Consider the following 22420-nt stretch of genomic DNA (forward strand, 5'->3'; position numbering starts at 1 on the left):
ATTTGTTTTTGGGCCTACTCTTGGGATTTTCGGTTTTCTCCGAACTTAAAAAAAAGAATCTATTTAGACTCATTCTTTTAAATTCGGAAACAATATTATTAAAAATTAACAAATAAAACTAATCTTGCCAAATAAAATTTACAAGAAAAAACTCGTTATTAAAACCTAAAGGCTGTAGACTATTTTTTACTATAAACCGCTTTAATTTTATCTACAATTACCTGAGCCAAACGTTCGTGACTTTCAAAAGTCCAACCGGCAATATGAGGCGTTAGCAATACATTTTTTGCCTCCATAAGATATTGAAGTGCTTCTGGTGTATTATTTTCTTGGAATAAAGTTTCAAACGAAAGCTTTTCATATTCCAGAACATCCAATCCAGCACCGAGAATTTTTTTAGACTTCAGGGCTTCAACCAAATCTGCTGTAACAATATTTTTACCACGTGAAGTATTAATGATCCAAAAAGGCTTTTTAAACGCATTTATAAAGTCGCTATTCACCATTTTATCTGTTTCTGGTGTCCAAGGAAGGTGAAGACTTAAAACGTCTGTTTTTTCGCGTAATTCTTCCAACGAAACTTGTTTGGCATTTTCATCGCCAACGTTATCCAAAATATCATAACATAAAACTTCTGTATCAAAACCTCTTAGTTTTTTAGCAAAAGCTTTTCCCATATTTCCGTACCCGATAATCCCGACTGTTTTTAAATCCAATTCATGGCCGCGATTGCTTTCGCGATTCCAATGTCCGGCTTTTACTTCTGCATCAGCTTGGTTGAGATTATTTAATAACGATAAAATTACGCCAAGCGAATGCTCTGCAACAGCATTGCGATTTCCTTCTGGAGCGGCAATAAGATGAATTCCTTTTGAAGAAGCATACTCACAGTCAATACTTTCCAGACCTGCGCCAACTCTCGCAATAAATTGCAACTTTGTTGCAGCGTCTAAAAAAGTCTTATCAATCTTGAAACGGCTGCGAATTACGATTCCATTATAGTCTTGAATTTTCGCTTCAATTTCTTCTTTTGAAGATTTAAAATCGGCGTGATTTTCGAAACCCGCTTCTTCCAATTGATTCCATAAAATTGGATTATTGCTGTCGATATGAAGAATTTTTATACTCATTTTTTTCTAAATTTTATAAAAAACAAAAATACGGTTAATTTGATCTCGTGAAGTCACAAAGCCCCAAAGTTTTTCCTATTACAATAAACTTTGAACTTCTGAATCTTTGCGCCTTTGCTTCTAAACTTTTTATTGGTCAGATTTTTTTTTAACTTTGAAAGAATAAGGATTTTGCAATCCATCATATAAATCTTCAGAAAATCTTCCCAATGAAATTAACCAAGACTTTTAAAGCCTTTTTTGAAAACGAAAAATCGGGAGGAATTATCTTGCTCGTGGTCACGATTTTATCTCTTTTTCTCGCTAACTCTTCGATTCAAATTCCGTATGTTTCTTTTTGGGAAAAAGAATTTTCAGGACATTCTGTAACCGATTGGATTAATGACGGATTGATGACCATCTTCTTCCTTTTGATCGGTTTGGAACTGGAACGCGAGATTTATCATGGTGAATTATCCAATATTAAGAATGCTTCATTGCCTATAATGGCTGCTTTTGGCGGAATGCTGGTTCCTGCCGCAATCTTTTTGGTTTTAAATTACGGAACAACTACACAAAACGGAGCTGGAATTCCGATGGCGACCGATATTGCTTTTGCTATCGGAATTTTATCGCTTCTAGGAAACAAAGTTCCTGCTTCTTTAAAAGTATTTTTAACGGCTTTGGCCGTCATTGATGATTTGGGTGCCATTATCGTGATTGCGATTTTTTATACCACTTCGATTTCATTTTTAAACCTCGGAATTGCACTTGGAATTTGGTGTCTTCTTTTTGTTTTAAACCGAATGAAAATTCACAATCTCATTCCGTATCTCATTGGCGGAGTCATAATGTGGTATTTTATGCTTAATTCTGGAGTTCATGCCACAATAACGGGTGTAATTTTAGCATTTGTTATTCCGTTTGGAGATGGTGGCGAGAAAACATCTTCATACAGGTTACAGCATTTTTTACACCAGCCTGTTGCTTTTTTCATTTTACCTTTGTTTGCAATTGCCAATACTGCTTTACCAATTACCGAAAACTGGCACGAAGGCTTAAATCATGCCAACACTTACGGAATCATTCTCGGACTAGTAGTCGGAAAACCACTTGGAATTTTACTTTTCTCTTCTGTTGGTGTAACTGCAGGTTTGTGCACTTTGCCGAAAAATTTAAAATGGGCACATATCTTAGGTGCAGGAATGCTCGGCGGAATTGGTTTTACAATGTCGATTTTCATTACCGTTCTTGCTTTTAAAAATCCTGAAATTATTGTTTTTTCTAAAATAGCGATTCTAATTGCTTCTTTCTTAGCGGGACTTATGGGATTTGTTTATTTGAAATACACGCTAAATAGATTGAAATAAAATTCCAATTTCCTTACGCTTGCTAAATGAAAAGAATTAGGCAAATACTTGCGATATCAATATCACTAATAATATTCCTTGTTGGTATTATTATTTATCAAATAAAATATAATCCACCAAACCCTAACTTAAATCCTCAAATACCCGTTTCGTTTTGCGGAACTCAAGCTTTTGAATTAACAGGAGATGCTTACAAAGGAAAAGAGATTTTTAATTCCAATTGTGCAGCTTGTCACAAACTAGACGCCAAGAGTACAGGACCTGCACTTAGAAATTTAGACTCGTTGGTTTTTGTCGAATGGATGTTAAGGAAAAACCATAAAATTGACAGTTTGAAAATTAAAAAGTTTGGAATTGATTATCACAGAATGACATTTAAAGATGTTCTCAATGAAGAAAATCTTTCTGACTTAATTGATTATTGTTCAAGAGTACGATATTGAACTTCAAAACAAAAAAATCCCAAAGTCCAGTTTGAAAATTGGAATTTGGGATTTTTAATATTTGGAATTTCTTTAAAAACCTAACCTTTAATTTGTTTCAAAGAAGTCTTGATTCCTTTTATTAATGATGAACTGAAACCATTATGCTCCATTTCATTTAAACCCACAATTGTACAACCTTGCGGTGTTGTTACACGGTCGATTAATTGTTCTGGGTGTACTCGTTCTTCTAAAAGCATTTTTGCCGCTCCTTTAACGGTTTGCGCCGCAATTGCTAAAGCGGTATTAGAATCAAAACCAATTTCGATTCCTGCCTGCATAGACGCGCGAATATAACGCAATGCATACGCAGTTCCACAAGCACCTAAAACGGTTGCCGCATCCATCAATTTTTCGTCGATTACAGGAGCAGTTCCTAAATCTTGGAATAAATCAACAATTGGCGAAGCGTTTGCTGCATATTTTTCTGGGAAAGAAATACAAGTTGCCGACTCTCCAAACTGTGCTGCAATATTTGGCATAATGCGAACAACTGGATATTCGTAGTTTGTTTTGGTTTGAAGCACATCCAAAGACAATCCGCTTACTGCTGAAGCAATTGTTTTGTTTTGAATAACGGGCAAAATTTCGGCCAAAACAGTATCTACCTGATACGGTTTTATAGTTAGAATTACAACATCGGCTTCTTGGATGTTGTGTTTATTATCGTTAGAAACAGCAATTCCATATTCAGATAAATATTGAATGCTTGCTATGTTCCTTCTTGTGACAGTAACTTGGTTGTTTTTCGAGAATTTAGCAATTCCCAAGGCAATAGAAACCCCAAGGTTTCCTCCTCCAATAATGTGTACTTTCATTCTGGTTGGCTTTAATTATTTGTAGCTGATAAACAGCGTTTTTTCCGCCTGTAAATTACGTAGATTTTAGAGATCATAAATCACTGTAATCTACTAATTTGTGGCAAAAATCTAAAATCCAAGAATTAAGTTTGCTACTCCAAAGTAGAGCATAATTCCGAATACGTCGTTGGTCGTTGTGATAAACGGACCAGTCGCAATTGCGGGATCAATTTTATTTTTATTTAAGAAAAGAGGGACCAAAGTTCCTAAAGTCGCCGCAAACAAAATCACAACAATCATTGAAATTGAAATCGCAAATCCTACTAAATACTGCTGATACATGATAGAATGATAGCATAACAAAAGAAACGAAATGATACTTCCGGAAATCATTGAAACGGTAATTTCTTTAGTAAAATAAGCACGGCTGAAATCTTTAAGCGTTCCGTTTGCCAAACCTTGCACCACGATTGCCGAAGCCTGAACTCCGATATTTCCAGCAGTTGCCGAAAGCAAAGGAACAAAAATAATTAGTGTAGAATATTTCTGAAACGTTGCTTCATTGCCTTTTAAAACAAAAGACGCTACAATTTCGATCACCATCCCGATTAAAAGCCAAGGCAGACGCGCTTTGGTTAATTCGTAAACGCTGTCATTCGATTCAACGTCTTGCGTAATACCGGCAGCTAACTGGTAATCTTTATCGGCTTCTTCCTTGATTACGTCTACGATATCGTCAATAGTAATTCTTCCCACCAAACGACCTAATTCGTCAACAACCGGAATTGCCTCTAAGTCGTATTTCTGCATAATACGAGCGACCTCTACGTCTTCTGTATCAACATTTACAAAATTTAATTTTCGGATATAGACTTCACCAATCTGAGTTTTGGTAGAAGAAGTCAGTAAATCTTTAAGAGATAATCTTCCTTTTAAACGGTTTTCATCATCGACTACGTAAATAGAATGTACTCGAGATACATTTTCAGCCTGAATTCTCATTTCTTTAACGCAGGTCAAAACGTTCCAATTTTCATTCACTTTTACAAGCTCTTTACCCATCAAACCACCTGCAGTGTTTTCGTCGTAACGCAAAAGATCAACAATATCTTTGGCGTGTTCAACATCTAATATTTCAGAGATTACTTCTGCTTTGATTTCCTGCGAAAGTTCTGCGATAATATCGGCAGCGTCGTTGGTTTCAAGCTCGTCAAGTTCTTCTGCGATTTCCTTTGGTGAAAGTCGGCTTAAGATATTTTCACGCAGATCCTCTTCCAATTCCAGAAGAATCTCGGCTGTTTTATCACTATCTAAAACCTTAAAGATATAAGTTGCCTCGTCGAAATCTAATTCGTCTAAAATTTCGGCAATATCAGCGTGGTGCAGATCATTAAGTAAAACTTCCAGTTCACTGTCGTTTTTCTTATTGATCAGCTCCTCAAGCTGGTGTATAAATTCTTTACTAACTTTGAACTCCATCGGTTTCTATTTTTAGAGTTAGTTCAATAAATTCATCGACGCTAAGCTGCTCCGGACGTTTATCAAAGATAGTGTCTTCTCGCAAATGGTCTGATAAATTTAATGTTTTCAAACTGTTACGTAATGTTTTTCGTCTCTGCTGAAAAGCGGTTTTTACAACTGTAAAAAATAACTTTTCGCTGCAAGGAAGACTGTAATCTTCCTTTCGGGTCATTCTCATCACACCCGATTTCACCTTGGGCGGAGGAATAAAAACGTTTTCATCAACCGTAAACAGATACTCTGTAGTATAGAAAGCCTGGGCTAAAACGGATAGTATTCCATAGGTTTTCGAGCCTTTCTTTTCGCAGATGCGCTCGGCTACTTCTTTCTGGAACATTCCTGAAAATTCAGGAATCTGATGTTTAAGATCTAATGTCCTAAAAACAATCTGAGAAGAAATATTGTACGGAAAGTTTCCAATTATGGCAAACTGTTTGTCTTGGTAAACTTCATTTATATTATATTTCAGGAAATCCTGAGAAATAATCTTGTCTTTTAATTTTGGATAATGTGCATCCAAATACGCTACAGATTCGGTATCGATTTCTATAACATGTGTAGTAATTGGCTTTTCAAGCAAATACTTAGTAAGCACACCCATTCCTGGTCCTATTTCTAAAACCTCATCATACCCTTTCAGACTTAAAGTGTCTGCAATAGCTTTTGCTACGCTTTCGTCTTTAAGAAAGTGCTGTCCTAAATGTTTTTTGGCTTTTACTTTTTCCATTTCATTTCTTGTTTGCCACGAGGCTGCAAAAGTATTCTTTTTTTGCCACAATCCCGATAGCTATCGGGACAAAGACACAAAGATTTAATTTCTTTTGACTGAAAACTAATTACTGAAAACTGAACATTAAATATTAATGCTCAGAAACAACCTCTAATTCTGTTCTAAAAGAAAGCATTTTATCTGCAAATAAACCTAATGCTTCTCTATGAAACTCAGGTTCGTCTTCGATATAGAACTTCTCTAAAGTTTCCTTGCTGTCTGTTATGTATTGCACAGAATACGTAATTCCGCCCATTTCTTCTTCAACCAAAACTTTTACAATTCGCGCCGAAGAGAATTTATTAGTAGCCAGAATTTCTGGTATGTGCTTTTCTTGCATCCATTTTAACCATTGGTCATGAACGCTTTCGTGTATGTTTGTGGTAACGTTGTAAATAATCATTTTTTCTAAGGTTCTGAGATGCTTAGATTCTAAGGTTCTGAGTTTTTCCTCTTGCCTCTTAAATCTTTTCAAATCATCATTTTACTAATTTTTATTCTTGGAATTTGGAATTTAAAATATTGAAAATTATAAATTCTTATCCCCTCTTAACTCGCGGTATTTTTTTCTAGCATCGACAAAGTAAATACTGTCTTGATGATTAAAAATTACCTTTTCATATAAAGGCTTTGCCTTTTCTGGATCTTTTAGTTCGTCGTTGTAAATTTCGGCTGAGAAAAATAGCGCTTCATCAACATAAATTCCGTCGCTGTGATTGTCTATAATCTGCTGGTATTGACTTAAAGCCGAAGCAAAATCTTTCTGGCTTTCGTAAACTTTTCCTAAACGCAATAATGTTACGGCTTCTATTTCCTGACCTTTATAGGTTTTTAAAATATTCTGAAACTGTGCAATCGCTTCTTGTTTTTTATTCTGATAAATTAAAAAATCTCCTTTTGCAAATTGTTTCAGCGCCACTTGAGTCGAATCTGCTGCGGTATTATCATTAATTAAAAGAAAATATTCTAAAGCATCGTTGGCGATTAACTGCGTATTGGCTGCTTTTAATTCTTTAAACTGTTTATTCGCCCATTCGAAATCGCCTTTATAATAACTGGTTTTAGCAGCTTTCAAACTCGCTTCGTGCGCCATTACATCATTCTTTAAATCCAATTGAATCTGCGAATAGTAAATAAGTGCCTGATTGTACTTTTCTTCTAAAAGCAGAATATCTGCCAGCTCCATTTTGGCATCGGCTTTTTGATATTCATTTAAATTTAATTCTAAAGCTTTTTTGACAACTGCCTTTCCTTCTTCTGTCTTTTTCAAATTAAAGGCCAGAAAATGGGCTTGAATGATTTGCAAAGATAAGGTAAAAGGCCTGATTTCGTAAATTGCCAATAATTGCTGCAATTCTTGATTGATGGCTGGATAATCTTTTTCCTGCGCTTTATCAATCTTGATTTGCATTAAATAGGCATTACACTGAATCAGTAAATCACGATCTTTTGTGTTTTGAAGAATAAAATTCAGAATTTCCTCAGCCGTATCGGTGTCTCCTTCATTCATTGCAAACTGACTCAAATTGACGATACTCATCAACGATTCTGGTTCGCGTTTGTAAATGGCTTTTTCCTGAATAAAGGCTTTTCCGAATTCTTTTTGCTGCACATAAAACCAGCTCAAATAATGATTCCAAAAAACGTCCTGATCTTTCTGGGTTTTCAAAATTAAGGCTTTTCGCATTGCATCTTTAAAAGCCGTATTATCAGTTTCGCCATTCATGAATCGCGACAGTTGCGTCTGAATCAAATTGGTATTCTGCGGATTTGTAAAAGATTCTGTCAATAACAAATCTATCATCAAATCGGTTTTACCTAACTGTCCATACAACATTCCGATCTGAAAATTGAAATTGAAGTTTGGCTGAATCTGCATTGCAGTCTGATACGCTTTTAAAGCATATTCTAATAATACTTTTTTCTCAAACGAACTCGCAACTCCATACACATCGTTTGGATTTACCTTTATTTTTTCGATTGCCTGTTCGTAGTAATTTTTAGCTTTCGAATCGTTTTTCTGCAACTGAAAATTATATCCTAATTCAACCAAGAAAACACCTTGTTTGTAACGATTGTAACGCTCTTGAATAGCTTTTTCGGCATTGGCAAACTGCTGTAATTGCTGATAGCAATCTACAGTTCGTAAAAAATACTGCGTATTGGATGGCGCACTTCTTAAAAGCTCTTCATAACTGATCTTAGCTTTATCAAAATCACCTTTATCGTAATAATATTGCGCCAGCTGCTCGTTTTGACCAAACGCCAAACCAGAACATAATAAAACGATTCCAATCAATATGTTTTTCATACTGCCTTTTTTATTTAGTTTTCAGCCTTTTTTTAGTTTTCAGTCGCAGTTTTTAGTTGCAGTCGCAATCGCAGTTTTCGATCATACTTCAACAGCAAACTGAGACTTTTTTAGTTTTTAGTAACTGTAAACTGAGACTTTTCTAGTTACTGTAAACTGAGACTTTTCTAGTTACTGTAAACTGAGACTTTTCTAGTTACTGTAAACTGAGACTTTCTTAGTTTTCCAAAAAATCAATCCTAAACCAATTAAAATAAATGGGACACTTAAAATCTGACCCATATTAATTAGCATATTGTTTTCAAAAGCTTCTTGATTTTCCTTGAAAAATTCAATTATAAAACGAGCTGTAAATAATAAAGTTAAGAAAGTTCCAAAGATTAATCCTTGTGCACTTCTGATTTTTTCTGATTTGTACATATAAAACAGAATTCCAAAAATCAACAAATAAGCAAAAGCTTCATATAATTGTGTTGGATGTCGAGGAATTAAATCGTCTTTTTGAAAAACAACCCCCCAATTTCCGTTGGTTGGTTTTCCATAGATTTCAGAATTCATAAAATTCCCCATTCTGATAAAAGTACCCGTTACAGGAACTGCAACTGCCATTTTATCTAAAAGTCCTAAAAACTGAACTTTATATTTTCGGCAGTACAAAATCATTGCCGTTATAACCCCAATTGATCCTCCGTGACTTGCCAAACCTTGGTAACCCACAAATTGATAAACTCCTTTAATTTTCTGAATCGGTAAAAGAATTTCTATCGGATGTTTCAAGAAATACTCCGGTTCGTAAAAGAAACAATGTCCAAGTCTAGCACCTAAAACGGTTCCGACAATTACATAAATCAATAAAGTATCGAGATTATCTAGCGAAAGATTTTCTTTCTTATAAATATTTCTAACAATGTAGAAACCTAAAAGAATTCCGCAGGCAAAAAGAGCTCCGTAATATTTTAAAGGAAAACTATCTGTAATCCAGAAAATAACAGGATCTACGTTCCAGTTTAAAATTCCATTCATCATGCTCCGTTTTTTAATTTCTATAAATTAAGAAAACCTAACAGGTTTTAAAACCTGTTAGGTTTGTATCTTAAAAACTATCTTTTTTTAGTTTATAATATCAAATCCGCAGTAAGGACGTAAAACTTCTGGGATTACGATTCCTTCTGGAGTTTGGTAATTTTCTATAATTCCTGCCAAAACTCTAGGAAGCGCTAATGAACTTCCGTTAAGTGTATGCGCCAATTGATTTTTTCCGTCTTTGTCTTTAAAACGTAATTTCAAACGATTTGCCTGGAAAGTTTCAAAGTTAGAAACAGAACTGATTTCTAACCAGCGGTCTTGTGCTGTAGAAAACACTTCAAAATCGTAAGTCAAAGCAGATGTGAATCCCATATCGCCACCGCAAAGACGTAAAACTCTGTAAGGTAATTTTAATTCTTTTAAAATGTCTTTTACATGTTCTACCATTCCATCTAATGCTGCGTAAGAATTATCAGGATGCTCAACACGCACAATTTCAACTTTATCAAATTGGTGCAAACGGTTTAAACCGCGAACGTGTGCTCCGTAAGAACCTGCTTCACGACGGAAACATGGTGTATAGGCCGTATGCAAAACTGGCAATTCGCTTTCGTTTAAAATAACATCGCGGAACAAATTCGTAACTGGAACCTCAGCAGTTGGAATCAAATATAAATCATCAATTGTAGAATGATACATTTGTCCTTCTTTGTCTGGTAATTGTCCAGTTCCAAAACCTGAAGCTTCGTTTACCAAATGCGGAACCTGAACTTCGTTATATCCTGCAGCAGTATTTTTGTCTAAGAAATAGTTAATCAAAGCACGTTGAAGCTTTGCTCCTTTCCCTTTATAAACAGGAAATCCTGCCCCAGTAATTTTTACACCCAATTCAAAATCGATGATATCGTATTTCTTTACCAATTCCCAGTGTGGCTGTGCGCCTTCATGCAAAGTCGGAATATCTCCTTCTTGGAAAACATTCAAATTATCATCTGGCGTTTTTCCTTCTGGAACAATATCTGCTGGAAGGTTTGGTAATGTGTATAATTTATTCGTCAACTCAACAGCCAAAGCTTCTGCTTTTTCGCTCAGTTCTTTGCTTTTTTCTTTTAGCGAAACTGTTTTTTCTTTTAAGATTGCGGCTTTCGCTTTCTCTCCAGCTTTCATCAATTCACCAATATCTTTGGACAATTTATTAGATTCTGATAAAGTATTGTCTAATTCCACCTGTGCAGCACGACGATTTTCGTCTAATTGAACCACCTCTTCAACAACGCTTTTAGCATCGATATTTCGTTTTGCTAAAGCTTTGATTACTTTCTCTTGATTTTCTCTAATAAATGCAATTTGTAACATAGCTTGATTTTTATAACTATTGTATTTTTTATAACGGAAGCAAATTTAAGGAAATGTTTGTTAACAATAGGTCAAAGTTTTGCAGTAAAACCGAAATCTCCTATAAACAGCAAAAGCACTATAAAAGTGCCCTTGATGTTATTTCGCTTTTTTCGAATTTTACTCCAGAAAACGATGCCTGTCGTCTCTATGAAAAGCGTATTCTCTGCCGTTATACTTGATTTTTTCTAATTCTTTTTTAATTTTCAAATCACTTTTTTCTTCAATTCCGTTTTCAGCATCACTTTCGAACGCTTCTTCATAAGAAAAATTTTTGGTTATGATCAAATCAAAATAACCGTTTGTTTTATGATCCGAAAAGCTCATGCCGGTTTCTAAAGTTTCTACTTGAAAAGTTCCGCTTCCGTTAGAATCGCCATTCGTTAATCGAATTGGATATTCGTATAAAACCTTTTTAATTTCATTGTCAGCCAAAGTAATCAGTGTAAACTTCTTCTCCGAATACAAAACAATTCTACTGCTTGCACTCGCTTCTGTATAAAAGGCAATTGCGGGAGTATTTTCGTTTAAAAAAAACAGATCTTTCAAAATATGCGATTTTGAAAACTGAATGGCTTCATTATCGTAATAACCTAGATTTTCATCAAATTCTTCGGCAATTATGCTTCCATCTTCCCGATTTACAAACAAGTATTTACGTTGGAAATAATTTCCCATTTCTTCGTCATCTCGAGATTTCAATACTTTTTTATCGTGCGCAACAGTTGTCAGAACAAAAAAAGTGGTTTGATTATCGTAATCGATAGAACTTGATTCGGCAATTTTAATATCTGAATATTTGATTTTTAAGTTTGATGCCACTATGGAAAGTAGCTGCAGATTCATTTCTTTAGAATCTTCGATCTCATCCAGATTTTTAAAAATGAGTTTTTTTATTGGTTTTTTATTAAGAGCAAGATGTGCTTGTGTTTCCGAAAGCAGTTCCTGATACTGAACTTCGGCATCGTTTGGAACCTTTTCATTTTTCCCGCAGGAAAACAAAAACATCAAAACGCTGCTTAAAAGAATCATTTTTTTCATAGGTTTCGATTTGTTAGAAATTTTAGGGCATTCCAAATATATAATTTTCTTACAAACCAAAGCAAAAAAAACAAAAACTTAATCTCTCTTAATTTCGTGTCCTATAAACTCTTCTAGTGTAGCAAACATTTCTTCTACCGAAAGCACTTCTGTATCGGGATGCGATTTTAAGAATGCAGCATTCAATTCGGCCAAATTTTCATCCAATTCAAAATAAGCATTGTTGTTTAGCAAATCTTTGAAAGCGTTTGGAGCATCGTATTTCTCTTTTAGAAATTTCCCTAATTTGATTGTACTCTGCAAACGCAGCTTGCGGCATTGCTCTTTAAACAATTCCAAATGCTTTTCTGCGCCAATTAAAGCTAAACCTTCTTCAATTAATTCGTTCAATTCTTTATTCCATCCAGAATCATACACGAACTTCGAGAAATTTCCTTCCGCATACTTTGAAGCGTAAAAATCTAAATAATAACTCATTAAAGCATCTTCGTGAATCAAGTCGTCGTCTATCTTTTCTTCACGCATTAAATTGATTACTGAAATATTCGAATTGACAACGTCTTGCGGATTTTCACTATTCGCTGCAGTTTCTGAAATTATGATTTTACCGAATTCCATTTGAGTTTTTGTTTAAAAGATTGTGATGCAAAGTTGGGAGAAATAATAATATAAATTACATTTTTTTGCATGTTTCCTAGCTCATCGAGCTTTAATTTTGTCATCCCTAAATAAAAAAACTGTATTTTAGCATTATCTGAAACTCTTCTGCCAATTAAAAACTTCCAAATAAATACATCTCAAAAATGTATTGTTTAAGCTAGTATATAGATTTAAAATGAAAAAGAAAATGTCCTCTCTTATTAGTTCTTTTGGAAATGATGACGCTACTAATTTTGAAAAAACATTTACTTATCTGGAAGAAGTTGGAAAAATACTGCCTCACTCCAAAATTTGTTTCGATCTTTTAAAAAAGTTAAATTTTCAAACTACAGATTCAGAATCAGACTCTTTAATAACAGCATTACATAAAATTCAATTTGCTTCTAACACCACTAATAATTTTCACTTCTATTTTCCTTTAGTCAGTCATATTTTGTATTACAAACCTATGTCCGAAAAAGAAATTTTAAAATATTTAATAGGTCCAAACTTTGCAAACGGCACATCTGAAGTCGAAGAAATGATAGACATCATTAATGGCGCTATGAAGTACAAACTCAACGAGAATCAAAACTACCTCAGCAAAGAAAGCCAAGATTGGATTACCAACGAATTACCAAAATTGAAAAATGAAGTACAACGCGAAATAGATATTTGCTGGAAAGAACTTGACGAATAAAACGATGCCTACAAACTACAATTTAGAAAAAGAATTCCTCAAAAAGGTCGAAAATAACAATAGCAGAACAACCTTAACTGCAAATCAAATTAAAGATCTTCTTTCAGAATTCCCAAAACTACCCGAAGATTATATTGTTTATTTACAAGAAATTGGTTTCGGAAGTTTTAGAGATTTTCAATTTAATATTGCTTCTTCATTATTTAATTTAGAAGACTTGGGTTTGGAAGATCACTACGAATTGAAATCAAACATTTGGTTTTTCGGAGACAATTTCTCTGGCGATTTTTCTGGTTTTGACTTGGATCGGAATAATGGCAAAGTCGTTGAATTTTGTCATGAAAGCGGAGAACTTTATTACACAAATAAGTCGTTTCAAACTTATATAAGAGAACAAATGCTAATAGATGAGAACGGTATGAAGTAAAATAAAACCTTTTGCATCATATTTATTTACTATTGAGCACAATCTTTCTTCAAAATTAGCGTTATCTTTATCTAATAAAAGATGCAGATAAAACTAAACACCTTTTACGCAACTATTTGAACATAAATGCATCTGTTTATATAGAGAAGGCTTAATACAAAAAGTCTTTGCAACCAAAACCAAAACCATGAAAAGGATTATCCTAATATTTAGCATATTGCTAGCTTTAACGAGTTGCGAGAACGATGATTTGCCTAATTCTGATGTGCAATATTCGTTAATTGCTAAAGGAGATTCTTTTCCTAATGATGAAAGTCTTGCGCCAATACATTTGATTATTAAAGACCAAAAAGCTTGGGATAAATTAATTGCAGAAATGAATGTTTCTACCAATTTGTCTAAAGATTTTAAAGAAATTAATATTGATTTTAGCAAATATCAACTTATTGCTGTTATAGATAAAACTCAAAACACAGAAGGACATTCGATCGATATTGTTGAAATTACCGAAAATCGAAATACCATAATTGTAAAAGTAGAAAGGCTAAAAAGTGGCAATAGCACTTTAAAACTATCAAGACCTTACGACATTATCAAAACAGATAAAACAGACAAAAAGGTTATTTTTGAGCAATAATCTTTAATTCTCAGAACTTTTAAAGTCTTTAATGGATACTCCAAAAATAAAAGAAAATCAATTTGCTGTTGGACAAGCAGAATATACTACTGGAATAATATTAAAGAAAAACAATCAATATTATAACTCAGGAGAAGACATTCTTGAAGTTTACTCCATATTTGAAAATCTAGAATTAGCGAAAGCATTTACAGAAGAAGGCATTTCTAAAAATTCAAACATCGAATTTTTTATTCGCAATCATAAATCTGAGACAGTATACGTTGTCGATCAAAAAGGAGAAAGAAAATAAACGCTTCAAATTCAGACTAAATTCCCTTATTCTCTACCAGTAAATCTTTCAATTCATTGGTTTTTAAATACGCTGCAAAACGTCCAGATAGCAATAACATTTCTTTTTCTTCTGGAGTTGTTTTTAGTTTGGTTTCAACATGCGAAGCATATTCATAAAGCATTAAAAGTTTGCCTGCATCAAAATCTTTAAATTTTTCCTTATCCAAGCTAGAAAGAATAGGTTCGCCGTATTTATCTTTCTTAAAACTATCTACACCAAATTTTGCAATCAATTCTGATTTAAAACTATCATGAAGTTTCAGCCAATTTCCGGCGTCATCGTCGGTTTCTTTCAATTGTGCGACTAAATCTTCATAAGCTTGATCTTTTTTTAAGGTTAGTAAATAATCACGCAAAGTCGTAAAACCAATAACTTGATAATTTGAAGTTGGAATTTTATATTTTTCCAGCACATTTTCGACATCTTTCTCAAAAGTCATATATCTGGTTTGAACCGTATATAAAGAAGCGGTTTCCAGCAAAGAAAGCAATCCGATTTTACCATCGTTTATAAAAGGCGCCTTCTTTCCTTGTCCTAAACAATCGATAAAAAGTGCTTTTTTGTTTTTGTCTTTTACTTTAGAATCATTGTGAAGCAGTTCTATCAAAGTTTCGTACCCCATATTATCCGAAGCGCCACCATCAATCACACATAAAATTTTATCTTGATTTTTGATTCCGAATTTCGTTTTAGGAAGAACTCCAGGAAAAGCCGAACTAGCCGTAATCGCATAAGTCAGAGGAAAATCGTACCCATTATTAATATGATTTTCGTCAAGCGAAAGCGAAGCTTTATTTGGAGCCAAAGACGAATTGATTTTTAAGGCTCGAATAATATGCGGCATAAACGGAAAGCGTTCTCCATTATTATAAGCCGTTCCATTAGCCACCATAATGGGCAACTGCGGATTGAGTTTGCTGTCTTTCGGAATAAAGAAATCCGACAAAAGCATTTGAGTCTTAAACTTATTCTGATTTTCTGGATTGGCGCTATCGTATTGCAAAACCTCCAGATCAAGACGCTGCGCCATCGAGACTTTTTCTCCTTTTTCGTTTCTGCCATTATTTAAAAGAGAAAAAATAGTAGCCGATTTATTGACATCCGATTTGAAAGCATCGGCTTTTGAAAAATAAAATTCGTTGAAGGAGCAATTATCATATTGCAATCTATTTTTCAGAATTGTCAAATAATATGCTGCTGAATAACATCCGCCAGAAACAGTCGAAAAATAATCGATTTCATTTAGAAAGTTACGACTCGAATTGTCTTCTTGAATTTCTTCCAATCCCAAAAGAATACCCATGCTAAAAAACTGCGCTCTAGATCCGCCGCCAGAAATAGCAACTCCCAAAGCAATATTAGGATTTTGGATTCGGTTGTCGCGATCTTGAACCGATTTGTATTCATTTAAATTGACTGCAGGAATAGAATTGTAGTTAATCTCAGAAAAAAGATTAATCTTATTTTGAGCCATCCCTTCATTTATTAGAAAAAGAAAAAAGAATCCTATCGAAAGCTTTTTAAACATCATAAAAACGACAACATTATTTTGAAGGTTTAAAATTAACTGAATTAATTCAAAATGAAATCCTTGCCTAGTATTTTTTTAACTTTTCTCCTTTTTTTTTTGATCTCGAAAGCAAATTATTAATCAAAAAGTAATGCTAAAATAACCATGAAAAACGAAACGTGTCTATGAAATACAAGAATAAACCGTAATTTTATTCCATTAAGAATCGGTTTAGATTCAAAATAGGAAAATATGAGCGGAAGAAAAGCATTAGAATATTACGTTTTAGACGTATTCTCAAACGAAAGCTACAAAGGAAATCCACTTTCGGTTGTTTTTACAGATGGAAATTTAAAATTAGAAACTTATCAGGATATCTCTAGAGAATTTCGCTATTCTGAAACCTCATTTGTCTATTATTCTACAAGAGAAAAAGCACTTGTTGTTCGTTCGTTTACGCCAACCGGAATTGAAATCGATGGTGCTGGCCATAATTTATTGGGCGCAGTCTGCGGAGCTCTTCTAAAAGGAATTCCCATTTTTGAGGAGCAAAATGAAAGCGAACCGTTTGTAATTATGAACCATTCGGCAATTCCAGTATCAGTAAGTTTCGATTTGGATAATTTTTCACCAGTTGTTCAAATGCATCAAAAATCGGCAGTTATAAAAAGCGAAATTCCAACTTATAGAATTGCGGTGGCACTGGGCTTAAAGATTGAAGATTTGGATGTAAATTCTTTTGTTCCAACAATAGTTAAAACAGAAGTTGCGCATACAATGGTTCCTATAAAAAACAGTCAGATATTGAACAGCTTTGTTCCAGACAACCAGCTTTTAATTCAGATCTCAAAAGAATATAATTTTGAAGGCTTTTATTGTTTCGCTCCAGCAGAAGAAGGTCAGGATCATATAGTCGAAACAAGATTTTTTAATCCGATAATCGGAATAAATGAAGACCCTGCAACAGGAACAGCCGCTGGCCCTTTAATTGGTTTTTTAACGCAAAAGAAATTTACTAAACCAGATAAAGAGTATAAAATTCTTCAAGGAGTTAAATTAAAGCAGCCCTCAATGATTGAAGTCATGAATCGTGACGAAGATATTCTTGTGGGCGGTTCTTCGATTATTACTATGAAAGGGGAACTTTATACTTAATATATTTGTAGTTTTAAAACTACAAAATATATCAAATATGACATTTTATCAAAGATATTTAAATGGAGAAACAAAAGAAGTTTATGATGATATTTCTAAACTAGGGAAAGACGCTTTTCTATCTAATAATATTAATGACATTGAGCAAGTATTAACAGAAACCTTTGAGAGAGTTGCTTATAATCTCAACATTATTTACAAAGAATTAGTCAACATTGATTATCTTTTTAAGACTGAATTTCAATTCAACTTTGATCGTCCTTTAGTGAATCCTCTACCAAACACAGATTCTTTACTGAAAGAACTTGATGAATCAGTTAAACCATTTGGCTTTGTCCCATTATCTTTAAAAATGTTTTATAAAATTGTTGGCGCTTGTAATTTTGGTTGGGACTATGATAAAAATGAAGATTTTATTTGGGAATGTGCAGATCCAATTCAAGTTATAAGTTTAGATGATCTTGTTTCAATAGCTACAGATGAATATGCCCTCGAAACTTTTCAAGAATATTATGAAGATGATGGTTTTATTTCTCTAGAACTTTCACCAGATTATTTCCACAAAGACAATATTAGCGGAGGTGCTCCATATTCATTACAAATTACCAGTAAACAAAGTATTGATTCTCAATTTTTGTATGAAGAACATAATACAACTTTCATTGATTATTTAAGGATTTGTTTTGAGAATTGTGGCTTTCCACGAATAACAAATCCAGAAAACAAAAATGATTACAAAGCTTTTTTTGAAAAGGTAAAACCACAGTTGAAACGAATATAAAAAAATCGCATCTGGCAGAATGCGGTTTAACTATTTAAAACTAGATAACTCTTCTTAGTTCGTTTTCATTGGTAGCAAATCGAAAGCCTTAGAATCGTGTTCGAAGTTGTTTCTATGAAAGGCGAACTTTACTTGTAGAAAGAATAGTATTACAATTATTATTTGTTTATTTACTGCTCAAAAATAAATTGTTTACTAATCATTCAAATACCTGTATAGCTAATGGCTAAAGATGTTACGCACAATAAAATAGACTTAAAATATATTTTAATTATCCTAATAGTAGTTTTTCTTAGCACATTATTTCACGAATTAGCACATTGGTGTACGGGAGAAATCCTTGGAAATAAAATGACAGCATCCTTAAACTCTGTAAATTTAGTTTCTGGGGAATATAAAAACGAATGGAATAGAAACGTCGTAACTGCAGCTGGACCTTTGTTTACCATTTTGCAAGCAATTGTAACCTATATTCTATTAAATAAATATCCAAAAAAAGAATTATACCCCTTTTTGCTTTTTACACTTGTAATGCGTTTTTGGGCTGGATTAGCAAATTTATTAGGACCAAATGACGAAGGAAGACTTGGACTTTCTTTTGGTATTGGACTTCTTACGATTTCATTTATAGTTTGTAGTTTTCTTTTCTTTTTGATTTACAAAAGTTCTAAAAAGCATCATTTTGGTTTGAAGTTTAATCTAATAAGCTTTTTATTGTGTTCTCTTTTCTTGATTGCATTATCATTTATTAACGAATATTTTAAAATTAAGATTATATAAAAAAAACCGCATCTGGAAGAATGCGGTTTTTATTTTATTTTTTAAGCTCTTGCTCAAATTTTTGTTTCTGTTCTGGCGGAATTCGTTTTTTTAGAAACAAAATCTGACCTAAGTGACTCGATTGATGCTCCATAACGTGAAACCAGCAATATTGGTTTGTCCAATCGTATCTTGTTTGCACTTCTGCAAACCAAGCATCATCTCTTTTCTTTAATTCTTCAATTGTTTTTGCTCTTACTTGGTCATAAATATCCAAATAATACTGAATATCATGACCTTTTATTTCTCTTCCTGCCTGATCAAGATCTAATGCTGGACCCCATATTTTCTTTTCTTCTTCATTAAAATCTCTATTTTCAAAAGTAAAAACCTGATAATATTTTTCGGCTGCAGCCAAATGCATTACCAAAGCTCCTATTCGGTTTGCTTCTGCATCATGAAGATAATCAATTTCATATTGGCTCATGTTTTTTACTGTTCTCTCAACGCGAGCTTTTAAATCTTCAAGCATAGAAATCATATCTGCAATTTTAGGAGATGCTCCTTCTACATTTCCAATTTTTGCTTCTAATCTTGGTTTTATTCCTTTTCCTTCTATAAGCAAACTGCTTTTTCCATCAACACTAGATTTGTTCGAAGTAATTTTATATTCTTTTACTTTAACAATAGCGTCGTTACTTATTCCTTGAATCCATTTTGGAACATCTCCATTACTTATCGGACTTTCAAAACTTGAATTTAAAACAGTCACAGGTTCGTAAACACCTTTATCATTTTCGATAAAAAGTTCAAATTTATCAAAGTAAAACTTCCCATCAAATAGACATAAACCTCCAAAGCTTAAAGATTTACTATTCTTATCGATAGTACCTTCAACAGTGTACGAATTCCATTCTTTAGATTTTACAGGTCTGTCTCTCATATTGTCAAAAAAACCATCTTCGTCATTTTTGGTATCAACACGAGCCCAAACTCCTGCCCATGATTTTGGTTCTGTAGTTTCGACTTTTACATAAGCAGTAACTTTAAATTTTTTCTTAACAGAAGTCTGAACAGCAATGGTCTGAGATATAGAGGTCCAATCTGTAGAAACTGTTTTTACAGTTTGAGCCTGACTCATGCTAAAAAATAAAAATAGTAGTGGTATTATTAGTTTTTTCATTTTTAGGAAATTAATGTTGCAGTAAATGTAATATTGTTTTTCTAAGTAATACCTTACTTTTATAAAAACTTCATAAAAAAAACCGCATCTGGCAGAATGCGGTTTAACTATTTAAAACTAGATAATTCTTCTTAGTTCGTTTTCATTGGTGGCAAATCGAAAGCCTTTGAATCATGTTCGAAGTTGTTTCTATGCGCTCCATCGCAAAATGGTTTGTTTGCAGAATGTCCGCAACGGCAAAGACCTAATGCAGATCTTCCTTGTAAACCGTAAAGTGCTCCTTCTGGATCCATAATTTCAAAATCACCTTCGATTTTGATTGACCCATTTTTATTGATGATTAATTTAGTCTTGCTCATAAGTTTGTTTTTTTCGAGTGCAAAGATTGCGAAATATATTCTCATTTATAAGCGAGAAACGTAGTTTAAACTGGTTCTATTTTATTTGGAATTCCGCAGAGAAACACGAAGATTTCACACAGAGATTCGCAAAGATTTTAACTTATTTTGAGGAACTAATCTCGCAAAGACGCAGAGTCACAAAAGTTTTTTATTCTTTTGTCAGACTGAACGAAGTCGAAGTCCCGCAAAGATGAGCTTAACTTACTCTAAAGTTTTATAAACAAAATTCTTAAATTTCACACTTCCCTTTCCAATAGAACAAAGACCGATTCTTAATCCCAAAAATCCGCTTAAGACATTATGATTGTATCCTGAAACTTCTACTGAATTTTCGATTTTCTTCCAGTCTTTTCCGTCTAAACTGTAAAACATATCTACTGTGTTTTTGATATTCTTTAAACGAAGAAAGACTTTTCTATTATGTGTATTTTTTTCTGTTGGAAACTGCCATCCTCTCAAGTTTGCCAAAATGTTGTTTTGATCGGCTAGTATTCCGGAGTAATATTTATTATCGTAAAAAAGCGTTAATCCGCCTGTTGCGTTGCCTTCAATTTCCATTTCAACTTCAGCTGTATACGAATGTCCGCCTGGAACAACTACTAGAGGCGAACTGTTTCCTACTCCGTCGCCTTTTCCTTCAATAGTCAACGTGTTATTGGCAACTTTAAATCTTGAAGCTTCTACTCCACTATAAAATTTCCATTGCGGTTTAAGAGCCGAGCCTCCAAAATTGTCACTCAGAGAAAATTCAGGAAGCGTTTTTCCTTCTGGTTTTGCAATTGGTTTATCGGTCTCGATATTATCTGGAATTTTATACCAGCCGTCTTTTGTCCATTCAACCGGCTGCAATAAAGTCTGACGCCCTAAATTGTAATAATCCTTTTCGTAACCATGAAAAATCATCCACCATTTTCCGTTTGCATCTTCAAAAACGGTGCTATGTCCTTTTGACCACCACGTTTCAGAACTGCTATTGGTTCTCACAATCGGATTATATGGCGAGTTTTCCCAGGGACCTAATGGCGATTTTGATCTTGCCGAAATGACCATATGACTTGTGGCGGGTCCAGCTGTTCCACCTTCGGCAACCGTTAAATAATAATATTCTCCACGCTTGAATAATTTTGGCCCTTCCATACAAAAACATTCAATACTCCATTCACGCGGAATTTTCCATCCGTCGTAAACATGTTTTAATTCGCTTGTTACCGAAAGGCCATCTTTGGATAAAGCCACATAACCTCCGTTACTAAAATATAAATATCTATTCCCTTTATCATCTGTTACGTGTCCAGGATCAATATTTCCGATTTTTAAATCGACAGGTTCACTCCAAGGTCCGTTAATAGAATCGGCTGAAACTACGAAGTTGGTATTATTCGCAGGAAAATAGATATAATATTTATTGTTGTACTTGATTAAATCGGGTGCCCAAACTGCGCCAACATATTTGTGAAGCGCATTGGTTACCGGTTCCCAATTCATTAAATCGGTAGAATGCCAAATTAAAAGTCCTGGATAATAATCGAATGAAGAATGCACAACATAATACTCTTTTCCGTCGCGCAACAAACTCGGATCGGGATAATCACCCGCAAAAATCGGATTAGAATATTGGTTTTGTTTTAGACTTTTTTCTGGTTGTGATTGAGAATAACCGCAATACGAAAACAGCACTAAAAAGGTTAGATATATTTTATTCATGTTTTGATATTTTTTTCAAATATAGTCAAAAAGACTATAAGTAAAATGTACCACAGATTAAAGAAGATTTGTCAAGCATTTGTCAGATTGAGCGAAGTCGAAGTTCTCGGAAAGCAGTTTATTTATCGGAGTAAAATAATCTCGCAATCCCAATAGTCATCGGGAGCTGAATCGCAAAGTTTTTCATGGTTATATTGTCATTTCGAGGAACGAGAAATCTTCGCAAGTAACTCCGTTCCTAAAAGCGTCAATCTTTGTCGAGCTACTCGCGAAGATTTCTCGTTCCTCCTTTAGATTTGTTTTTTGAAATTTTAAGTAGATTTATGATTGAGAAAGGAAGCAAAAGTAAACTGTTCGTTCCTCCGA

The 22420-nt window shown here is 33.8% G+C and carries 22 protein-coding genes and 1 pseudogene; 9 read left to right on the forward strand and 14 right to left on the reverse strand.

The features are described 5' to 3' along the window. Positions 1-179: 179 nt before the first annotated feature. Positions 180-1130: a 2-hydroxyacid dehydrogenase gene (locus SOM12_RS23350; protein WP_320495749.1), complete on the reverse strand. Its 951-nt coding sequence runs from the start codon at positions 1128-1130 to the stop codon at positions 180-182. Positions 1131-1339: 209 nt separating this feature from the next. Between SOM12_RS23350 and nhaA the strand changes: the two genes are divergently transcribed. Both nhaA and SOM12_RS24165 read left to right on the forward strand, forming a co-directional pair. Continuing rightward, positions 1340-2479 carry a Na+/H+ antiporter NhaA gene (nhaA, locus tag SOM12_RS23355; RefSeq protein ID WP_320495750.1) on the forward strand — a complete coding sequence of 380 codons (1140 nt, stop codon included), beginning with the start codon at positions 1340-1342 and terminating at the stop codon, positions 2477-2479. A gap of 182 nt (positions 2480-2661) precedes the next feature. After that, positions 2662-2922: pseudogene (locus tag SOM12_RS24165) on the forward strand (c-type cytochrome); the annotation flags it as partial. An 80-nt stretch (positions 2923-3002) separates the two neighbouring features. On the opposite strand, the gene proC reads toward SOM12_RS24165, so the two are convergent. From proC to SOM12_RS23405, 9 genes are all read right to left on the reverse strand, one after another. Next, on the reverse strand, positions 3003-3779 hold the full coding sequence (gene proC / locus SOM12_RS23365) for a pyrroline-5-carboxylate reductase (RefSeq protein WP_095930297.1): 777 nt from the start codon (positions 3777-3779) through the stop codon (positions 3003-3005). A gap of 111 nt (positions 3780-3890) precedes the next feature. Continuing rightward, a complete protein-coding gene (gene mgtE, locus SOM12_RS23370; protein WP_095930296.1) occupies positions 3891-5240 on the reverse strand; it encodes a magnesium transporter in 1350 nt (449 codons plus the stop codon). Further along, positions 5224-6009: a 16S rRNA (adenine(1518)-N(6)/adenine(1519)-N(6))-dimethyltransferase RsmA gene (gene rsmA / locus SOM12_RS23375; protein WP_095930325.1), complete on the reverse strand. Its 786-nt coding sequence runs from the start codon at positions 6007-6009 to the stop codon at positions 5224-5226. Before rsmA ends, mgtE begins: the two co-directional genes overlap by 17 nt. Positions 6010-6142: 133 nt before the next feature. Continuing rightward, entirely contained in the window at positions 6143-6454 is a 312-nt protein-coding gene (locus SOM12_RS23380) for a DUF4286 family protein (RefSeq protein WP_095930295.1), read from the reverse strand. Between the two features lie 126 nt (positions 6455-6580). Continuing rightward, positions 6581-8362, reverse strand: coding sequence for a tetratricopeptide repeat protein (locus tag SOM12_RS23385; protein ID WP_320495755.1), 1782 nt, complete (start codon positions 8360-8362; stop codon positions 6581-6583). Positions 8363-8554: 192 nt separating this feature from the next. Beyond that, complete coding sequence (lgt, locus tag SOM12_RS23390) at positions 8555-9388, reverse strand: prolipoprotein diacylglyceryl transferase (RefSeq protein ID WP_320495756.1); 834 nt, start codon at positions 9386-9388, stop codon at positions 8555-8557. An 84-nt stretch (positions 9389-9472) separates the two neighbouring features. Next, a complete protein-coding gene (serS, locus tag SOM12_RS23395) occupies positions 9473-10744 on the reverse strand; it encodes a serine--tRNA ligase (RefSeq protein WP_095930292.1) in 1272 nt (423 codons plus the stop codon). Positions 10745-10903: 159 nt separating this feature from the next. Next, positions 10904-11824, reverse strand: coding sequence for a hypothetical protein (locus SOM12_RS23400; protein WP_320495758.1), 921 nt, complete (start codon positions 11822-11824; stop codon positions 10904-10906). Positions 11825-11902: 78 nt separating this feature from the next. Next, positions 11903-12442 carry a DMP19 family protein gene (locus SOM12_RS23405; protein ID WP_095930290.1) on the reverse strand — a complete coding sequence of 180 codons (540 nt, stop codon included), beginning with the start codon at positions 12440-12442 and terminating at the stop codon, positions 11903-11905. A 217-nt stretch (positions 12443-12659) separates the two neighbouring features. On the opposite strand from SOM12_RS23405, the gene SOM12_RS23410 reads away from it, so the two are divergent. The 4 genes from SOM12_RS23410 to SOM12_RS23425 all read left to right on the forward strand — a co-directional run bounded on the left by SOM12_RS23410 (position 12660) and on the right by SOM12_RS23425 (position 14519). Then, on the forward strand, positions 12660-13163 hold the full coding sequence (locus SOM12_RS23410) for a hypothetical protein (RefSeq protein ID WP_320495759.1): 504 nt from the start codon (positions 12660-12662) through the stop codon (positions 13161-13163). A gap of 4 nt (positions 13164-13167) precedes the next feature. Continuing rightward, a complete protein-coding gene (locus SOM12_RS23415) occupies positions 13168-13590 on the forward strand; it encodes an SMI1/KNR4 family protein (protein WP_320495760.1) in 423 nt (140 codons plus the stop codon). Positions 13591-13777: 187 nt separating this feature from the next. Further along, positions 13778-14227: a protease complex subunit PrcB family protein gene (locus SOM12_RS23420; RefSeq protein ID WP_320495761.1), complete on the forward strand. Its 450-nt coding sequence runs from the start codon at positions 13778-13780 to the stop codon at positions 14225-14227. Between the two features lie 31 nt (positions 14228-14258). Then, positions 14259-14519, forward strand: coding sequence for a hypothetical protein (locus tag SOM12_RS23425; protein ID WP_250834777.1), 261 nt, complete (start codon positions 14259-14261; stop codon positions 14517-14519). A 16-nt stretch (positions 14520-14535) separates the two neighbouring features. Here SOM12_RS23425 and SOM12_RS23430 read toward each other — a convergent pair whose 3' ends face one another. Beyond that, complete coding sequence (locus SOM12_RS23430) at positions 14536-16035, reverse strand: patatin-like phospholipase family protein (protein ID WP_320495763.1); 1500 nt, start codon at positions 16033-16035, stop codon at positions 14536-14538. Between the two features lie 288 nt (positions 16036-16323). Here SOM12_RS23430 and SOM12_RS23435 point away from each other — a divergent pair, with 288 nt between their 5' ends. The 3 genes from SOM12_RS23435 (at position 16324) to SOM12_RS23445 (ending at position 18787) form a co-directional block, all read left to right on the forward strand. Next, positions 16324-17226, forward strand: coding sequence for a PhzF family phenazine biosynthesis protein (locus SOM12_RS23435; protein WP_320495765.1), 903 nt, complete (start codon positions 16324-16326; stop codon positions 17224-17226). Positions 17227-17263: 37 nt separating this feature from the next. Next, positions 17264-18007: a hypothetical protein gene (locus SOM12_RS23440; protein WP_320495766.1), complete on the forward strand. Its 744-nt coding sequence runs from the start codon at positions 17264-17266 to the stop codon at positions 18005-18007. Between the two features lie 222 nt (positions 18008-18229). Further along, positions 18230-18787 (forward strand): hypothetical protein, encoded by a 558-nt coding sequence (locus SOM12_RS23445; RefSeq protein ID WP_320495768.1) that lies wholly within the window; start codon positions 18230-18232, stop codon positions 18785-18787. Positions 18788-18821: 34 nt separating this feature from the next. Here the strand turns inward: SOM12_RS23445 and SOM12_RS23450 are convergent, their stop codons facing one another. From SOM12_RS23450 to SOM12_RS23460, 3 genes are all read right to left on the reverse strand, one after another. Then, positions 18822-19949, reverse strand: a complete 1128-nt coding sequence (locus SOM12_RS23450; protein WP_320495770.1) for a DinB family protein — start codon at positions 19947-19949, stop codon at positions 18822-18824. A gap of 131 nt (positions 19950-20080) precedes the next feature. Next, positions 20081-20308 (reverse strand): CDGSH iron-sulfur domain-containing protein, encoded by a 228-nt coding sequence (locus SOM12_RS23455; RefSeq protein ID WP_306153757.1) that lies wholly within the window; start codon positions 20306-20308, stop codon positions 20081-20083. A 243-nt stretch (positions 20309-20551) separates the two neighbouring features. Then, complete coding sequence (locus SOM12_RS23460) at positions 20552-22054, reverse strand: family 43 glycosylhydrolase (RefSeq protein WP_320495773.1); 1503 nt, start codon at positions 22052-22054, stop codon at positions 20552-20554. Positions 22055-22420: the final 366 nt, after the last annotated feature.

Source organism: Flavobacterium sp. CFBP9031, assembly GCF_034044945.1.
In the GTDB taxonomy this organism is placed as follows: Bacteria; Bacteroidota; Bacteroidia; order Flavobacteriales; family Flavobacteriaceae; genus Flavobacterium.